This window comes from Ktedonobacterales bacterium, from assembly GCA_036557285.1.
Classification (GTDB): Bacteria; Chloroflexota; Ktedonobacteria; order Ktedonobacterales; family DATBGS01; genus DATBHW01.
The window spans coordinates 28,981-43,445 of sequence record DATBHW010000024.1 but is presented as its reverse complement, the minus strand read 5'-3'; the positions used below and the strand labels follow the sequence as shown (position 1 = coordinate 43,445).

The window sequence follows — 14,465 nt, the reverse complement described above, 5'->3', positions numbered from 1 at the left end:
AAGCCGGTGACACCTGAAGCCGCTCACGCCAACCGGGCTTGCTCGGAGGCAGGCGTCGAGGGTGGGATTGGTGACTGGGGTGAAGTCGTAACAAGGTAGCCGTACCGGAAGGTGCGGCTGGATCACCTCCTTTCTAGGGAGAGCATCCTCTTCTTCGGGAAGAGGGGAAGCTTCCAGGTCGATCAAGTTCCTTGTCTATCCTTTGGCAGTCCTGGCATTGACCCAAAGCCATCCTTACCACTCTTGAGTTGTCGCAGGTCTCGCACCTCGCCTCCCCTCTCTGGGCCTTTAGCTCAGGTGGTTAGAGCGCAGTCCTGATAAGACTGAGGCCCCTGGTTCGAGTCCAGGAAGGCCCACCGCGCTACATACCTCGGTATGTACATGCGAGCCGGGGGCGTAGCTCAGTTGGGAGAGCACCTGCTTTGCAAGCAGGGGGTCAGGGGTTCGAATCCCCTCGTCTCCACTGAGCGCGAAAGCCTCTTGACAACTGGGAAACAATCGAATAGACTATAAAAGCTTCGCATCGCGTATCATTCTCAATCCGAGTGCGCATGCGGAGGGGTCGGTGACTATAGCGAAGGGGGAACACCCGTTCCCATCCCGAACACGGTCGTTAAGCCCTTCAGCCCCCACGATACTGCAGGGGCAACCTTGTGGGACAATAGGACGCCGCCGATCCCTCCGCCTGCACAGTCGGATTTTTTCTGCCCATCATCGTTTACTAAAACGCTGAGCGGCTGGTACTGCCATGTACCAGCCGCTCAGCGTTTATGCTTCCCTTACTGGGGACCGTATCTCTTCTTCTACCAACCACTATCTCAGGGAACCATGAAATGGAAGGTCAGGGTAAAGCGACTCAGGTGCGCTGGCTCAGATGCTCGTAGGCCAGGCGCAGCCCTTCGAGGATCAGGAATTGATTCACCACCTCAATTACCGGCGTGGCCTGGGCGATAATCTCCGCCAGCCCGCCATGCGCGATGACCCTGGCGCGTTCGCCGCCAGGCAGCTCGACTCGCAGCCGCGCCACCATCCCTTCGACCAGCCCCACATGCCCAAAGACAATGCCCGATTGCATCGAATGAATCGTATTGCGCCCAATCGCGTGCGGCGGGGGCTTCAGTTCCACCTGATAAAGCTGCGAGGCCACGCGCGCCAGCGCCTCTGCCGAAATGCCCATGCCGGGCGCAATCGCCCCGCCTAGAAAATCACCTTCAGCCGAGACGACATCAAAGCTCGTCGCCGTCCCGCACTGAATGACGATGGCCGGGCCACCATAGAGCCGGTGGGCCGCCAGCGTACTCATAATGCGATCAGTGCCTGTCTCCCAGGGGTTATCGGTCAGCAGGCGCACACCCACATCCATCGTGTGGTCAATCACAATCGCCTCTTGTGCGCAATACTGGAGCGCCAGTTCCTGAAAGATCGGTGTCAGCGGCGGCACCACACAGGAGACCATCACGACATCAATATCCCCATAGCTATAGCCCGCGTGCCGCAGCAGTTCCCCCAGCAGCATCGCGTATTCGTCGGCAGTTTTCTCGCGCACCGTTGCAATGCGCCAGCGCGCCCGCATGTCCTTCCCCTGATACAACCCAAACTTGATGCCGGTATTGCTAATATCAATCGCCAGCAGCATCGCTCGCCCCTTTCACCTCGCGCCAGAGCGCGATCAATTCTGCCCGCGCGAGCGACTCAAACGCCCGGCCCTGCGCGCGAACGCGCGCTTCCATCGCCGCAAAGCGCCGCTCGAACTTCTTGTTCGCCGCGCGCAGCGTCTCTTCCGCATCAACATGCAGCCGCCGCGCCAATCCCACCAGCGAAAAGAACAGATCGCCCAGTTCCTCGGCCTGGTGATCGCTCTCGCCGCTTTCAATCGCCTCGCCAACTTCGCGGGCTTCTTCCGTCACCTTCGCCAGAATATCCTCCACCTGGGGCCATTCGAAGCCGGTTTTGACCGCCTTCTTCTGGAGTTCCTGGGCGTAGGCCAGCGCCGGGGTATGAATCGGGATTCCATGCAGCAGGCTTTCGGCCTGTGTATCCTCGCCGTTTTCGCGGCGCTCGCGGCGCTTAATCTCTTCCCAGTTGCGCAGCACATGCTCGGCTGTGGGCGCAGCGACATCGCCAAAGACATGCGGATGCCGCCGAATCAGCTTGGCGTTCACCTCTTCCAGCACATCCCCCAGCGTGAAAAGTCCCTCCTGGCGGCCCACCTCGGCGTGCAGATAGACCTGCAAGAGCAGATCGCCGAGTTCGTTCGCCAGCTTCAGCCCCAGTTCAGGCGCGACGGTCTCCGGCGTGAACTCATCGGGCAGCGGCGTCGGGCCGATCTCATCCAGCACATCGGCTACCTCATACGCCTCCTCCAGCACGTAACGCTTGAGCGAATGGTGCGTCTGCTTCTTATCCCAGGGGCAGCCATCCGGCCCACGCAGGCGTTGGGTGATGTAGCGCAGCGTCTCTGGCGCGCGCAGCGGGGTCAGCGGGTCGAGCGGAGGCAGATAGAGGCAGGTGAGATGATCGGCATGGTCCCCGCGATCCAGTTCATACAGCTTCAGCGACACAACCGCTTCGTCTCCTGGCATGCCAGCGGCGCGCACCAACTGCGCCTCCCAATCATCGGGATACAATTCGCCCAGCGCCAGCTTCACGCCGCTTGCCAGCCGTCGGTTATAGACCTGCGCCACCAGCGCGGGCCGCGTCGGAATGACCGCCGCCGTTACGCGCTCTGGCCCCATGCCCGCCAACTCTGTCGCGTCTAGCACTTGCAGGCCATCCATCGGGTCCACGCCCAGCGCCGCGCAGACCGGCTCCAGAAACGAGAGGCCCGCTACCAGCCGCGTCGCAATGCCCTGCTCTGCCGCCAGCCGTCGCACAATGGACGCCGAACGCTCCCCTACCAGCGGGTGCCCCGGAACCGCGTAGATCACCTGCCCATGATGCTGCTCGGCGGCTGTGGCAGCGGTGCAGACCTGCCGCGCCATCTCTGTATAGAGGCTGTCCCAGGTCTCACTCTGCTCGTAGAGCGCGTCAAATGATCGCGCTGCCAGCTTCGGATAGCGCGCCTGAATCGCCTCAACGGTGGGATGCCGCAGCGTCCGAAAATAGATGATCTGCCCAGCAGACGCCGCTGTTTCCAGCGCCGCTTGCGCCTCCAGGGTCAAATCTTCCCAGCGCCCTGGCCCCAACCCCAGAATCACGATCTCAGCCGCCATGAATATCGCTCCTATGCAAAATCAATTGACCTGTTCGGCGTTCGCTGATTTGAAGATATTGAAAAGAGGATATTGAAATTAAAAATCAATCAGCACCTGAATGTTCGCGCCCTGCCGCACCCAGCGCCTAAAGGCCGCATCCTGCGCCAGATTTGGCTGATTGGATACATTGAAGATGGGTGTCGTGTCCCGCGAGAGGACTTTCACGACATAGAACATGTTTGGCGCTTGCGGGGCGCTGATGGGCGGCTCCACGCCAGGCGACGAGGCAAAACACAGCCGATCCCTGGGCGTCGCAACCGCAACTGGTCCGATCACTTTATTGAGCGGCGCCCCAAAAATAACGCTCTCTAGCGCAGGCGGATTCTGCCCTGGCACGAAAGCGCCAGCGTCGCCGCCAGTGGAGCGCGTCGCATCCTGGGAATATTTCTGCGCCAGCGCCTCAAAGCTCGCGCCTTGCTGCAACTGCGCCAGTACCTGCTCCGCTGTCGCCTGAGACTTCACCGCAATCCAGGCTACATGCGCTTCAGCCGTCGTGGCGGTTGGCGTCAGTCGCAGAATCGCCTGCTGCTGCAATGCCTGGCGCGCCAGCACCCGCAGATCATCCCTGCTGCTGTGCAAGCTGGACAGAAGATTGCTCGGCAGCAGCGTTCCCTGCTGCTGCAATTCATTAATTAACTGGTCTATTGCCTGGGGGGTGATAGCAATATGACGCGCCGTCGCCTGCGCGTCGGTCAGGTCAGCGGTAATCAATTCATCCAGCGATTGCCGCCGCACCGCCGCCAGATCGTCGCGCCGCGCCGGGTTGGTCCAATCAATCGGCGCGCTGATGGTCCGGTTAATCTGATTCTGCAACTGGCACAGGCTCTTGTTGATTTGCACAAAACGCAGATATTGATCGAGCGAGATCGCCTGCCCGTTCACCTGCGCCGCGCCGACCAGATCGGTAGTTGGGTTGGCGCAGCCGCCCAACGCCAGCAGCGCCAGCAGCCAGAGGGCCAGCGCAAGACCCCAGCGGGTGGATGTATGTCTATATGAAGAGGAAACGTGGTGAAGGTGGAGACCCCTGCTGTTCATACCACTGATTATCGCACCGCGCCAGAAAGGGTGTCAATCGAGGCAGCATCAGGACAGGGCTATTTAAAAGTCCAGAAGCAGAGAAGAAGGGAGCCATGCCTTGCTACAATGAGCGAACACTCATCCTCATTGAAAGCGAGACCTGGCCCTCTATGCACTCTAACACGTTCCACCGAGCCTTGGCCCCCGTCGACCACGAGCAGGAGATAGCTGCCTTGTCCCTCTATCACGTCTTTGAACAGATAACTGATAGGCGGCGACCACGCGGGAAGCGGTATAGCCTAGTGTTGGTTCTGAGCCTGCTGACTTTAGGCAAATTGGCAGGGATGACCACGCTGGCCGCCATTGCCGAGTGGGTGCGGCTCCGCGCGGACTGGCTGCATCAAGTGTTGCCTGCTGCCCGTCAGCAGTTTCCTTGTGTGGCGACCTACAGCAACGTGTTACGCATGGTGGATGACCAGGAGGTCACACACCTGCTCGCTAGTTGGCTGACGCGGCTGGAAGCTGAGCGCCGCTGCGCAGGGGAGCCAAGCCGATTGCTGACTCAAGCAGATGCACACGAGCAGCACGACCAGGTGGTCTTAGATGGGAAAACGCTGCGGGGTACACTCGGCCATGCTGCTCCTGATGAGCCGAGTTGCCATCTGGTCGCGCTCTATGAGGCCCAGACGGGCGTGGTTCTGGCCCAACAGGCGGTGCCTGACAAAGGCAATGAGATCACGCTGGAAGCTACCCTGCTCACGCCCGCCCACGTCACCGGACGCATCGTGACAGCGGACGCCCTGCACACCCAACGCGGGTGCTGTGCCCAGATTATCCGCTGTGGAGGCGATTACGTCCTGTTCGCCAAGGCCAATCAGCCCACGCTGGAGGAAGACTTGCGCCTCTTCTTCAGCGAGCCACCGCCCGATTGTCGGGATTGGCGGCAAGCAGCAACCTGCACCAAGGGACATGGACGGCTGGAACGGCGCGAACTCATTGCCAGCACCGAACTGAACGAGTTCCTGGCCTCCACCTGGTCGGGTGTCGAACAGGTCTTTTGCCTGCGGCGCAGCGTTGAACAGCGGGGACAGAAGCGCAGCCAGACAATCTACGGCATCAGCAGCCTGTCTCCAAAACAGGCGGACGCCTCGCGTCTATTGGCGTTGGTCCGGGCGCATTGGCACATCGAAAACCGCTTGCATTGGAGGCGCGATGTGACCCTCCGTGAAGATCACTGCCAGGTCCGCAAAGGGGCAGCACCTCAAGTGGTAGCGGCTCTCAACAATCTGGTTCTGGCTCTGTTCGACTTCTTGGGGGTGCGCAATGCTCCCCAGTTGATGCGCCGCCTGGATGCGCACCCTACTTTGGCTGTCCGCCTTCTCCTTCGTTCTTTACTGACTATTAAATAGCCCTGGCATCAGGAGGAGGGCGCGGCGTCTTCGCGCTCCCCTGACAGCGCCTCGCGCAGCGGCAGCAATTGGGCCATTGGCAGCGTCAGGCGATGCCGCGCCTCATCGGACATGCGCGCAGGTGTCCAGACCGGATGCCAGACCACCTCTACATGGGCCTGCTCCACGCCTGGCAGCCGCCGGACCTCCGCCTCGACGATCTGCTCCAGATGCGCCGAAAACGGATACCAGCCGCTCGTCAGCAGCATCGTCACCGAGACCTGCCCACCCTCTACCTGCACCGCTTGAATCAGCCCCAGATCAACCACACTCACTCCGCGCTCCCGACAGCAAGGGTCATAACACGCGCGCAGCGCCTCAATCACTACTTCACGATCCAGACGGCCATCACTGGCCCCCCGCGTGTCTGGATGGGCCATGCCCTCCGCGAAATCAAGCGGGTGATCGGGAAGCGCAGAGGCATCGCCAGGAAAACTATCGGAAGGGAGCATTGGAACCCCTTTCAGCAGAGCCAGAGGTGGAAGCAGCATATCAATCCAGAGCAGAATAGATACTTGTTGCTTGCACGAAACGGGCCATGAACAACGGGCAGCGGAGAGTAATGACCTCTCCGCTGCCCGTTGTTCATGCTGAAAGGTTACGCCGTGTGTTCGCTATCCTCTGTCAGCCAGGCGCGTGTCAGATCGGGCAGCGCCAGGACCAGATCGAAATCATCATCGGCAGCGATGCGGTTATGGCGCCTGACGCCACACGAGAGACAGTGATGCACGAGTCCGTATTCGCCAGTGGGCCGGGCAAAATGACCGATAGGAGCCATCGTCCCGCCGCAAGGACTGAGGCGGTCTCCCGGCATCTTCTCATCCACATGGCGTGAATGCAAGCAGATCGGGCAGTGATTGCGATGCCGCCCACCGCTTGGGACCGGCCCGATCATCGTCCGGCAGTGACGGCACCTGAACTCTTCAGGCTGGTTGGGGCGCTGGCGGCGCTGCGCCGGGCGCGCCCGCGCAGCGTCGGAGCCATCACCACGCTCGCGCGAGGCACGCTGGCTGGCATACTGCTGCTGGCTGCGCAGACGGTTTTGCTTGCGCAGCGTATAGGCGGAGCCGCCAGCCTCAGCGTCGGCCTCCTCCCATGCGTCGTCCGGGGCCTGTGTAGTGTTGTGAGACAAGGGTTCTCCTCTTGATTGCCTTTCGGCGCCAGGTCGGCGAAGCCATACAGGCTTCACACCGACTAGCCGGTATTTCGGGGGTCGCGACCTTGCTTACAAGCGCACGCATCAAAGGCCCCTTCACTTCTAGCCCCCGGATGGGGGAGACTCATCGTATTAACAAGATGCCTCTCAAACAGGGTGAATTATCCCAAGCTTACTGCCGCTTGTCAAGGGCGTCGAACTGCATGCAGTGTTCTTCCTTGTGTTCCACGAAGAAGCCCTGCTGCGGCGATACACCCTATTCACGCACGTGGTCGAAGAGCGGCGTGCTGAGATAACGCTCGCCGAGGTCCGGCAGCACAACGACAATCACCTTATTGGCGCTCTCCGGGCGCTTAGCTATCTGCGCCGCCGCATATACCGCCGCGCCGGAACTGATGCCAACCAGCAAACCCTCCTCGCGGGCCATCCGCCGCGTCATGTTGATTGCGTCATCGTTATCTACGGTGACGATCTCATCCAGCAGCTCTGTGCGCAGGACATCGGGCGCAAAGCCAGCGCCAAGACCTTGAATCCGATTGGGTGGATTCGGCTGCCCGCCAGAGAGGAACGGCGAAGCCGTTGGCTCAACGGCAATCGCGCGGAACGACGGCTTGCGGGGCTTGATGACCTCCGATACGCCGGTAATCGTCCCGCCGGTGCCGATTCCGGCGACCAGCATATCAACCTGCCCTTCGGTATCGTTCCAGATTTCTTCGGCTGTTGTTTCCCGATGAATCTTGGGGTTTGCCGGATTCTGAAACTGCTGGGGCATCCAGGCATCGGGCGTCGTTGCTACAATCTCCTCGGCGCGCGCGATGGCGGCTTTCATACCCTGCGCGCCGGGGGTCAGTTCAAGCTGCGCGCCATAATGGGCCAGCACCATCCGCCGCTCCACGCTCATCGTATCGGGCATAATCAGAATGCAGCGATAGCCGCGCGCTGCCGCCACCCAGGCCAGCCCAATCCCGGTATTCCCGCTGGTCGGCTCGACGATCACACTCTTGCCTGGCGTCAGTATCCCTTCTTTCTCGGCCTCGCGGATCATGCTGACCGCAATGCGGTCCTTCACACTATAGCCGGGTTGAAACGCCTCGATTTTCGCCAGCACCGTCGCCTGCGCCCCATCGGTCACATGGTTCAGGCGCACCAGCGGCGTGCGCCCCATCAACTCGGTTGCATCGTTGGCCCATGCCATGTAGGTGTTGCTCCTTGTTCTCCGAGCTATCCAGCCCGGGTATTAAATCTGATAGTCTGGCTCCCAACCCTGCGTCAGTTCCCGGTGCTGCGGCAATGGCTTGCCACGCAGCACCAGGAGTTCAGCGGGCTTGGCGACCACGACTGAATCTGGCGGCACATCCTCCAGTACCAGCGCCATCGCGCCGATCTTACTGTTGCGCCCGATGGTCACTGGCCCCAGGATAAAGGCCCCGCTGCCAATCGTGACGTTATCCTCAATTGTCGGGTGGCGTTTCACCCGACGATTCGGCCCCATACTTTTCCACCAGCCTGTGGCTCCCAACGTCACCTGATGATAGAGCATGACGTTCTGCCCAATCTCCGCCGTCTCACCGATCACCACACCGGAGCCATGATCGATGAAGAACCGTTTGCCGATCTTCGCGCCCGGATGAATCTCTATGCCCCCTGTCAGCAAGCGGCCAATCTGCGAGATCAAGCGGGGCAGGATGGGAATATGCGCCCGGTAGAGCGTGTGGGCCACGCGATGCAGGGCTATCGCGTGCAGCCCCTGATACATCAGCGCCTCGAAGATGTTGAGCGCCGCCGGGTCTTTCTCAAAAATAACATCAATCGCATCCGGCCAGCGGAAGCGACGACGACGCTCACGCGGCTTCGGCGGGCTTCCGCTCTCCAGGCTGCGCATCAATCGAGGGGGCGCCTCAGATTCGCCGGGCCGCTCCGGGGCTGCTTGCGTCTCTTGCTCTCGGCTCTCGATAAGCGCCATAGTTATCGTTCCTTTCCTATGCTAGCCTCGCATGAACGCCAGCGCCTCATCGCGCCTGATACTGAAATCCTTCCTGTCTCTCTCCTCTTTTGGCGCAGCCAGATCACGCACCTTCACCATGCCGCTCTTGATTTCCTCTTCGCCAAGGATCAAGGCATACCGCGCGCCACTCGCATCCGCCTGCTTCATTTGGGCTGCTAAGCGGCGATCCCCAAAAGCGAGCGCAGCAGCCACACCTACCCGGCGCAATTCAGCCGTCAGCCGCATGGCCTCTGCCTTTGCCTCGGCGCCGACATAGGCCACATAGGCCAGCGGCTCCGGCTCGGCAGGCGGTTGAATCTGCTGCTCCTGCATAAACTCAATGATACGTTCCATCCCCGCGCCAAAGCCAATCCCTGGCGTCGAGCGTCCGCCCAACAGTTCGGCCAGCCCATCATAACGTCCGCCGCCGCCCACCACACCCTGCCTGCGGCTCGCGCCCGTCTGCGGCACCGCCTCAAACGCCGTGCGTGTATAGTAATCAAGTCCGCGCACCAGCAGCGGATCAATGACATAGGCGATGTCCTCGGCCTCCAACAGCCGCCGCACCTCAGCAAAATGCGTCGCGCACTCCTCGCACAGATATTCCAGCATCTTGGGCGCGCCCGCGATCTTCGGCTGGTCCTGCGGCTGCTTGCAATCCAACAGCCGCAGCGGGTTCTTGTCAAAACGCACCTTGCAATCCTGGCAAAGATCAGCGTAGAGAGGCCGGTAGTAATCCAGCAGCGCCTGCACATAGCGCGGGCGGCACACCCGATCCCCCACGCTGTTCAGGTGCAGATCGATCCCGCGCAGCCCCAGCGCGCTATACACCTGCATCAAGACGCCGATAATTTCGGCGTCAACGGCAGGGTCGGTCTCTCCCAGAGCCTCGCAGCCAAACTGATGATGCTCTCGATAGCGCCCGCGCTGCTGGCGTTCGTAACGAAACATCGGCAGGCGCAGATAATAGAGCTTTACCGGCTGCGGCTTCATAAACAGGCCATGCTCCAGATAGGCCCGCACGACGCCCGCCGTACCCTCCGGGCGCAGCGTCAGGTGATCGCCGCCGCGATCCTCGAACGAGTACATCTCCTTCTCGACAATATCCGTGCCTTCGCCGACGCTGCGCTGAAAGACCGGCGTCGCCTCGAAGGTCGGCGTCTCGATGCGCTGGTAGCCATACAGGCGCATCACCTCCGCCACGGTCTGCTCCACAAAGCGCCAGTATGGCTGCTCATCCGGCAAGATGTCTTGTGTTCCGGCCACCGCCTTATAGCTTGCCATGATCCCACTCCCTTATGTATACGGTCTCAAGTTATCGCAAAAAGTTACACCACATCCGCTTGAGGAGGGGTGTTTTCCTGGCGGCGCTGCGCATAGCCAGGTAATAGAGTATAGCAAGGAAAAGAGAGGAAAAGAAAGAAGCGGGTGAGCGCACAGCGCCATCAGCGCGCCGTACAGCGCCCTGTGGTGGCCTGAGCTTCACCCCAGGCGTGGAACATATGATAGTGATAGCGGAGAGATGGTGGAAATCGCATGTAATAATTATACCCGCTCCGTCAAGCAGCTACTTGCTGATAAGAAACGCTACTTCGGTTGCGAACTCCAGACGCTTGATGGACCAGGGCTTGCCCGCGACCAGTTGGCGAAAGTGCGCCTCGTAGTGCTGAACCATCCCCTTCTTCTTCCCGCCCAGGCTCTGCGCGGGAAACGAAACCAGCAGGTGATCGGCGTTGACCCCTTCCAGCAGCCGGATACCTGCCTGCGCGTCCAACTGCTCAAGGCAGGGCAGTGCTTTCAAGAGCAAGGCCAGATCAGCGTGTTGAGTGGGACAGCGGCTCAGCACATCGCGGGCTTCTGCGTGTCCCTGAACACGCGCCAGCGCCAGGAAGCCGTTTAGAAAATCAGCCATATCCTGATACAGATCATAGGCATGGTATTCAACGTCCGCCGCCAGCGGCATCCAGGCGACGGCAAGCGGATTCAGCCCACAGGCCAGATCAAGCACTACCCGCGCTGGAGGCAGATCGGCCAAGGCGCTGACATAGAACCGCTCAAGGATGGGCAGGCGCTCCCGCGTAGACGAGTGATAAGCCATCACCTGCCTGCACGCATCTTTGAGCGATGGCTCTCCTCCCGTCTGATACGCCTGCGTAAGCGCGTCAAGCCACTGCGCATACTGCCTGCCGGTAAGATAGGCTCCCCCAATTTGATGCAGTTTCGCTTTGGTGGCTTTGATCGCTTCGGGCAGATTCCGTCGTTTCGTCAGTTCGCACGCCCCAATGTCGCGGACCACCTCCGGGCAGATGCTGCGATACCTGGGGCTGGTAAGCACTGCCTGGGTAAGCGTGTCCAGATGGCTTAGAGAGTCGGGGAGTTTGTTCATGCGTTTGGAGCCGTTAGGGTTTGCAGCCGCCTCATGAGTTGAGCCATGAAGCTCAGGTTGTGGATGGTGGCAAGCCGGATAAAAAGGCTGTCGCCAACCTTAAACAGATGGCGCAGATAGCCCTGCGAATAGCGCCTACAGCAGAGGCCATCACACACCGACGAGATGGGCTGATCGCTTTTCATGTGCTGGTCGTCATTGATATAGATATAGGAAAACCACTTACCCGCCAACGGCTGAGCAGCAGAAAGCGCCTCGCCCTCAAAGCGATACAGCCGCCCATGCCGGGCGTCGCGCGTGGGCATCGCGCTGTCGAAGAGATCATAGCCCAGCCGGAAGCATTCGACTACATTGGCCGGATGCCCCACACCCAGCGCGTGCATGGGCAGTGCTGGCGGCACAAGCGATCTGGTATAGGCGATAATTTCAGTGAGCAGATTGCCTTTGTCGTCCAGCGGCCAGCCGCCAAAGCCAAAGCCATCGAAGCCAATCTCCAGCAGTTCGCTGGCGCAGCGTTTGCGCAGATCGAACGAGCCGCCGCCCTGAATCACGCCAAACAGCAGCGGGCGCTGCGCTGGCGGCATCTCTTTTTGCGCGACGCGGCGCTCAAACTCGCGCTTGCAGCGTCTGGCCCAGGCAATCGTTCGCTGCACCGAGACCTCTTGTTCCGCCAGGGTGTCATCTACATGCGTGCAGTCATCGAGGCAGATCACCACGTCAGCCCCATAGCTGAGTTGCAGTTGGATGGTCTTTTCCGGCGAAAAATGGAACTTGCGCGCCGCCCCATCGGGCTGAAAGGTGATGCCCCTGTCGTTCAGCGAACCATATTTGGGATTTTGCCGAATCAAGGAATACGCCTGGAAGCCGCCCGAATCGGTCACAATCGGGCGCTGCCACCCAGCCATCTGGTGCAGGCCGCCCAGCGCCTGCACCGTCGAGGAGCCGGGACGCTGCATCAGGTGAAAGCTGTTCATCACCAGCGCCTCGATGCCGCAGTTCTCCAGGTCCATGCTGTCAACGCCGCGCACCACGCCGAGCGTGGCGTCCGGCAAAAAAGCCGGAAGTCGCACGTCACCATGCGGCAATCGTAGACAGGTGTTCACACAATTCATGAGGCGTCCGAAGAGGATATATTCAAGGGATGATCTTCGATGTCCTGAATGATCGCTGGTAATTCAGCCAGGCTAGCGATGTGGTGGGCCACACCATCCTGCCCGGCAGATGCCTGCCCAACCAGAATGGCGTGCGCGCCAGCCCGCCTGGCCCACGCAGCAGCCTGCGGGCTATCATCAAGCACCAGCGTTTCGCCAGGATCAACGCCAGCATCCGCAAAGAGGCGCTCATAATAGTCTGGACCATTCTTGAAGGTGTTAATAAGGTCCGGCCCATAGAGGCGCTGGAAGCAATCGCGCACGCCCATCGCTTCCAGGTAGCCCGCTAAATCGGTAGAGGGTTCGCCAGAAGCGGTATGTAACGGATAGCCACGCTGGTGCAGCGCGCGAATCGCTTCTATCACCCCTGGGAACGCCGAACGAACCTGCCGGGTGATGAGGGCTGCCGCCTGGAGAGCCAATTCATAGCACTCATCATCAGTCGGAGCCTCTACGCCGACCAGCGCGCACATGCCCTTCAACCAATCAAGCTGATACGCCCTATCAAAATGTTGATAGTCACGAGCCGACTGGAGACGCTCGCGCCAGGCATTCGGCTCAAGTAGAGCATCCATAAATGCGCTGTTGGCCTCTGCCCAGGCTTCGGGCGCCCCACCAAGCCGGGGCGCAAAGAACTCAGCCACCAGCCGACGCCACTGCGGGCCACGTAAACGACTATCGTTCATCACCCCACCATCATCCAGAAACACCGCCCAATGCGCCATAGTTTTTCCTCTTTCCTACCAGAGACAGAGCGCGTCATGGCGCGCTCTAACAAAGCGCCAGTAACTGGCAAGACAAGATGATACCACATTCACGGCTGAGACGGTTAGTAGCGGTCTACCCAGGTCCAGCGAGCCTGTTGGGTGAGATCATCCGTCGTCGCCAGGTCGTCCCACTCGTCTATGAAGTACTTTCCAGCCTCTAAATCATCGGCAAACGCTGACAAGTACGCCTGCCAGCTTGGGGCAACCAGATCGTTCATGCTGGCATCTTCATGCCAGAACGAAACGAGTTGTCCGCTGCGTCCTTTTGGGCCAGGGGCTAAGTCCACATAGAGTCCGTCCCCATTCCCAAACTCCAGCAGAGGAATCCACTTTGGACACCACCATACGGCCTTGACTGGGAGAGGTTCCAAGTCGCTTTGCTCTTCATCAACGCCAAAGATGTATTCATCCGTTGGATCCTGGTCATCTAGGATGCGTTTCATCCCCTGCCAAAGCTGAACCATCTCTTCTAACGAATTGAGGCTCAACCGTTCAATCAGCGGAAGATGGGCGCTTCCGTTGTGGAGGCGATATGACGCTTTGACGTCCTCTGGAAGCTCAACCCCCATGACGACTTCCGCCTGGCGAATCTCCTCATCAGTAGCCCCTGGTTGGAGATAGCCTAAGATGTGCGAGGCATGAGTGGCAAGCCAGACTTCGATGCGTTTCCAGACTTCTTCCATCGTTTGCATGCTCTTCCTCCTCGGTATAAAAATTTCAGGCAGGGGATCATGGTAATGACATCTTCTCCACAGAGGCCAGAAAAATGGCAAGAAGAAGCAAACCTTTGCACGTTTGCGCCGCCATGCGGTATCATCGAGAATGAGGACATGCAAAAACACAGGGGAAACGACCTATGACCGAAATACCAAAGCCCACACCAGCGGCCAGCTTCGATGACCAGCACCGCGCCCTGGTAAAAGACACCTTTCGGGAGTTAGTACAGAAATCCATCGAGGGGGGAGCCGACCCGGCAGACCTGGCGCAAGTCTACAGCGAGAAGGGCAAACCGGAGTTTGTGCTGGCCTATCTGCTCGTCATTGATCTGCCTGACCAGGAGAAGCGCGACCTCCTTGCCAGCGCCTACGAGGCGCGCGCCGCGCAATCCGAGCAGTGGGCCAGAGACAGCGAGGCGCGTTACAGCCGCCCCTTCCCGCTCGTTCACCTGGAAGCGCAGAAAGACCGCGCCAACGCTCGCAACCTGCGCGCCGGAAAAGCCGTTCGCCGCGAATCGAAAGCCGCCCGGCAGCTAAGCGTCAATATCAACAGCACCAACTGATGAGCGAGTGGCAGCTAAAAACG

Annotated in this window: 14 protein-coding genes, 2 tRNA genes and 2 rRNA genes; 6 read left to right on the top strand and 12 right to left on the bottom strand. The window is 60.0% G+C overall.

The window, feature by feature from the left end; all coding sequences use genetic code 11:
• From VH599_08210 to rrf, 4 genes are all read left to right on the top strand, one after another.
• Positions 1-133, top strand: a 16S ribosomal RNA gene (locus tag VH599_08210); the annotation flags it as partial.
• Between the two features lie 149 nt (positions 134-282).
• Positions 283-356, top strand: a tRNA-Ile gene (locus VH599_08205).
• Between the two features lie 34 nt (positions 357-390).
• A tRNA-Ala gene (locus VH599_08200) sits at positions 391-463 on the top strand.
• A gap of 98 nt (positions 464-561) precedes the next feature.
• Positions 562-678 (top strand): 5S ribosomal RNA (gene rrf, locus VH599_08195).
• A gap of 178 nt (positions 679-856) precedes the next feature.
• Here the strand turns inward: rrf and VH599_08190 are convergent.
• The 3 genes from VH599_08190 to VH599_08180 form a co-directional block, all read right to left on the bottom strand.
• A complete protein-coding gene (locus tag VH599_08190; protein ID HEY7348289.1) occupies positions 857-1,636 on the bottom strand; it encodes a type III pantothenate kinase in 780 nt (259 codons plus the stop codon).
• Positions 1,620-3,212, bottom strand: a complete 1,593-nt coding sequence (mazG, locus tag VH599_08185) for a nucleoside triphosphate pyrophosphohydrolase (GenBank protein ID HEY7348288.1) — start codon at positions 3,210-3,212, stop codon at positions 1,620-1,622. Before mazG ends, VH599_08190 begins: the two co-directional genes overlap by 17 nt.
• Before the next feature lie 78 nt (positions 3,213-3,290).
• Positions 3,291-4,289 carry a peptidylprolyl isomerase gene (locus tag VH599_08180; protein HEY7348287.1) on the bottom strand — a complete coding sequence of 333 codons (999 nt, stop codon included), beginning with the start codon at positions 4,287-4,289 and terminating at the stop codon, positions 3,291-3,293.
• Between the two features lie 95 nt (positions 4,290-4,384).
• On the opposite strand from VH599_08180, the gene VH599_08175 reads away from it, so the two are divergent.
• Entirely contained in the window at positions 4,385-5,680 is a 1,296-nt protein-coding gene (locus VH599_08175) for an ISAs1 family transposase (GenBank protein HEY7348286.1), read from the top strand.
• Between the two features lie 8 nt (positions 5,681-5,688).
• Here the strand turns inward: VH599_08175 and VH599_08170 are convergent, their stop codons facing one another.
• The 9 genes from VH599_08170 to VH599_08130 all read right to left on the bottom strand — a co-directional run bounded on the left by VH599_08170 (position 5,689) and on the right by VH599_08130 (position 13,855).
• Positions 5,689-6,171 (bottom strand): metal-sulfur cluster assembly factor, encoded by a 483-nt coding sequence (locus VH599_08170; protein HEY7348285.1) that lies wholly within the window; start codon positions 6,169-6,171, stop codon positions 5,689-5,691.
• Between the two features lie 146 nt (positions 6,172-6,317).
• On the bottom strand, positions 6,318-6,851 hold the full coding sequence (locus VH599_08165) for an RNHCP domain-containing protein (GenBank protein HEY7348284.1): 534 nt from the start codon (positions 6,849-6,851) through the stop codon (positions 6,318-6,320).
• A 280-nt stretch (positions 6,852-7,131) separates the two neighbouring features.
• Positions 7,132-8,070, bottom strand: a complete 939-nt coding sequence (gene cysK, locus VH599_08160) for a cysteine synthase A (GenBank protein HEY7348283.1) — start codon at positions 8,068-8,070, stop codon at positions 7,132-7,134.
• A gap of 42 nt (positions 8,071-8,112) precedes the next feature.
• Positions 8,113-8,838, bottom strand: a complete 726-nt coding sequence (epsC, locus tag VH599_08155) for a serine O-acetyltransferase EpsC (protein HEY7348282.1) — start codon at positions 8,836-8,838, stop codon at positions 8,113-8,115.
• Between the two features lie 21 nt (positions 8,839-8,859).
• The gene (hisS, locus tag VH599_08150) at positions 8,860-10,143 is read right to left on the bottom strand and encodes a histidine--tRNA ligase (protein HEY7348281.1); all 1,284 of its coding nucleotides are present in this window, start codon (positions 10,141-10,143) and stop codon (positions 8,860-8,862) included.
• Positions 10,144-10,426: 283 nt separating this feature from the next.
• Entirely contained in the window at positions 10,427-11,245 is an 819-nt protein-coding gene (locus VH599_08145) for a hypothetical protein (protein ID HEY7348280.1), read from the bottom strand.
• On the bottom strand, positions 11,242-12,348 hold the full coding sequence (locus VH599_08140; protein HEY7348279.1) for a tRNA guanosine(34) transglycosylase Tgt: 1,107 nt from the start codon (positions 12,346-12,348) through the stop codon (positions 11,242-11,244). The genes VH599_08145 and VH599_08140 overlap by 4 nt, the downstream gene beginning before the upstream one ends.
• 5 nt (positions 12,349-12,353) lie before the next feature.
• Positions 12,354-13,121 carry an HAD family hydrolase gene (locus VH599_08135; protein ID HEY7348278.1) on the bottom strand — a complete coding sequence of 256 codons (768 nt, stop codon included), beginning with the start codon at positions 13,119-13,121 and terminating at the stop codon, positions 12,354-12,356.
• A gap of 104 nt (positions 13,122-13,225) precedes the next feature.
• On the bottom strand, positions 13,226-13,855 hold the full coding sequence (locus VH599_08130) for an SMI1/KNR4 family protein (protein ID HEY7348277.1): 630 nt from the start codon (positions 13,853-13,855) through the stop codon (positions 13,226-13,228).
• A 164-nt stretch (positions 13,856-14,019) separates the two neighbouring features.
• Between VH599_08130 and VH599_08125 the strand changes: the two genes are divergently transcribed.
• The gene (locus tag VH599_08125; GenBank protein ID HEY7348276.1) at positions 14,020-14,442 is read left to right on the top strand and encodes a hypothetical protein; all 423 of its coding nucleotides are present in this window, start codon (positions 14,020-14,022) and stop codon (positions 14,440-14,442) included.
• Positions 14,443-14,465: the final 23 nt, after the last annotated feature.

Excerpts from the sequence above, each read along its gene's own strand:
- epsC (HEY7348282.1), bottom strand. The coding sequence starts at position 8,838 with ATGGCGCTTATCGAGAGCCGAGAGCAAGAGACGCAAGCAGCCCCGGAG.
- VH599_08190 (HEY7348289.1), bottom strand. The coding sequence starts at position 1,636 with ATGCTGCTGGCGATTGATATTAGCAATACCGGCATCAAGTTTGGGTTG.
- VH599_08145 (HEY7348280.1), bottom strand. The coding sequence starts at position 11,245 with ATGAACAAACTCCCCGACTCTCTAAGCCATCTGGACACGCTTACCCAG.
- cysK (HEY7348283.1), bottom strand. The coding sequence starts at position 8,070 with ATGGCATGGGCCAACGATGCAACCGAGTTGATGGGGCGCACGCCGCTG.
- hisS (HEY7348281.1), bottom strand. The coding sequence starts at position 10,143 with ATGGCAAGCTATAAGGCGGTGGCCGGAACACAAGACATCTTGCCGGAT.
- VH599_08170 (HEY7348285.1), bottom strand. The coding sequence starts at position 6,171 with ATGCTCCCTTCCGATAGTTTTCCTGGCGATGCCTCTGCGCTTCCCGAT.
- mazG (HEY7348288.1), bottom strand. The coding sequence starts at position 3,212 with ATGGCGGCTGAGATCGTGATTCTGGGGTTGGGGCCAGGGCGCTGGGAA.
- VH599_08135 (HEY7348278.1), bottom strand. The coding sequence starts at position 13,121 with ATGGCGCATTGGGCGGTGTTTCTGGATGATGGTGGGGTGATGAACGAT.
- VH599_08180 (HEY7348287.1), bottom strand. The coding sequence starts at position 4,289 with ATGAACAGCAGGGGTCTCCACCTTCACCACGTTTCCTCTTCATATAGA.
- VH599_08175 (HEY7348286.1), top strand. The coding sequence starts at position 4,385 with ATGCCTTGCTACAATGAGCGAACACTCATCCTCATTGAAAGCGAGACC.
- VH599_08125 (HEY7348276.1), top strand. The coding sequence starts at position 14,020 with ATGACCGAAATACCAAAGCCCACACCAGCGGCCAGCTTCGATGACCAG.
- VH599_08130 (HEY7348277.1), bottom strand. The coding sequence starts at position 13,855 with ATGCAAACGATGGAAGAAGTCTGGAAACGCATCGAAGTCTGGCTTGCC.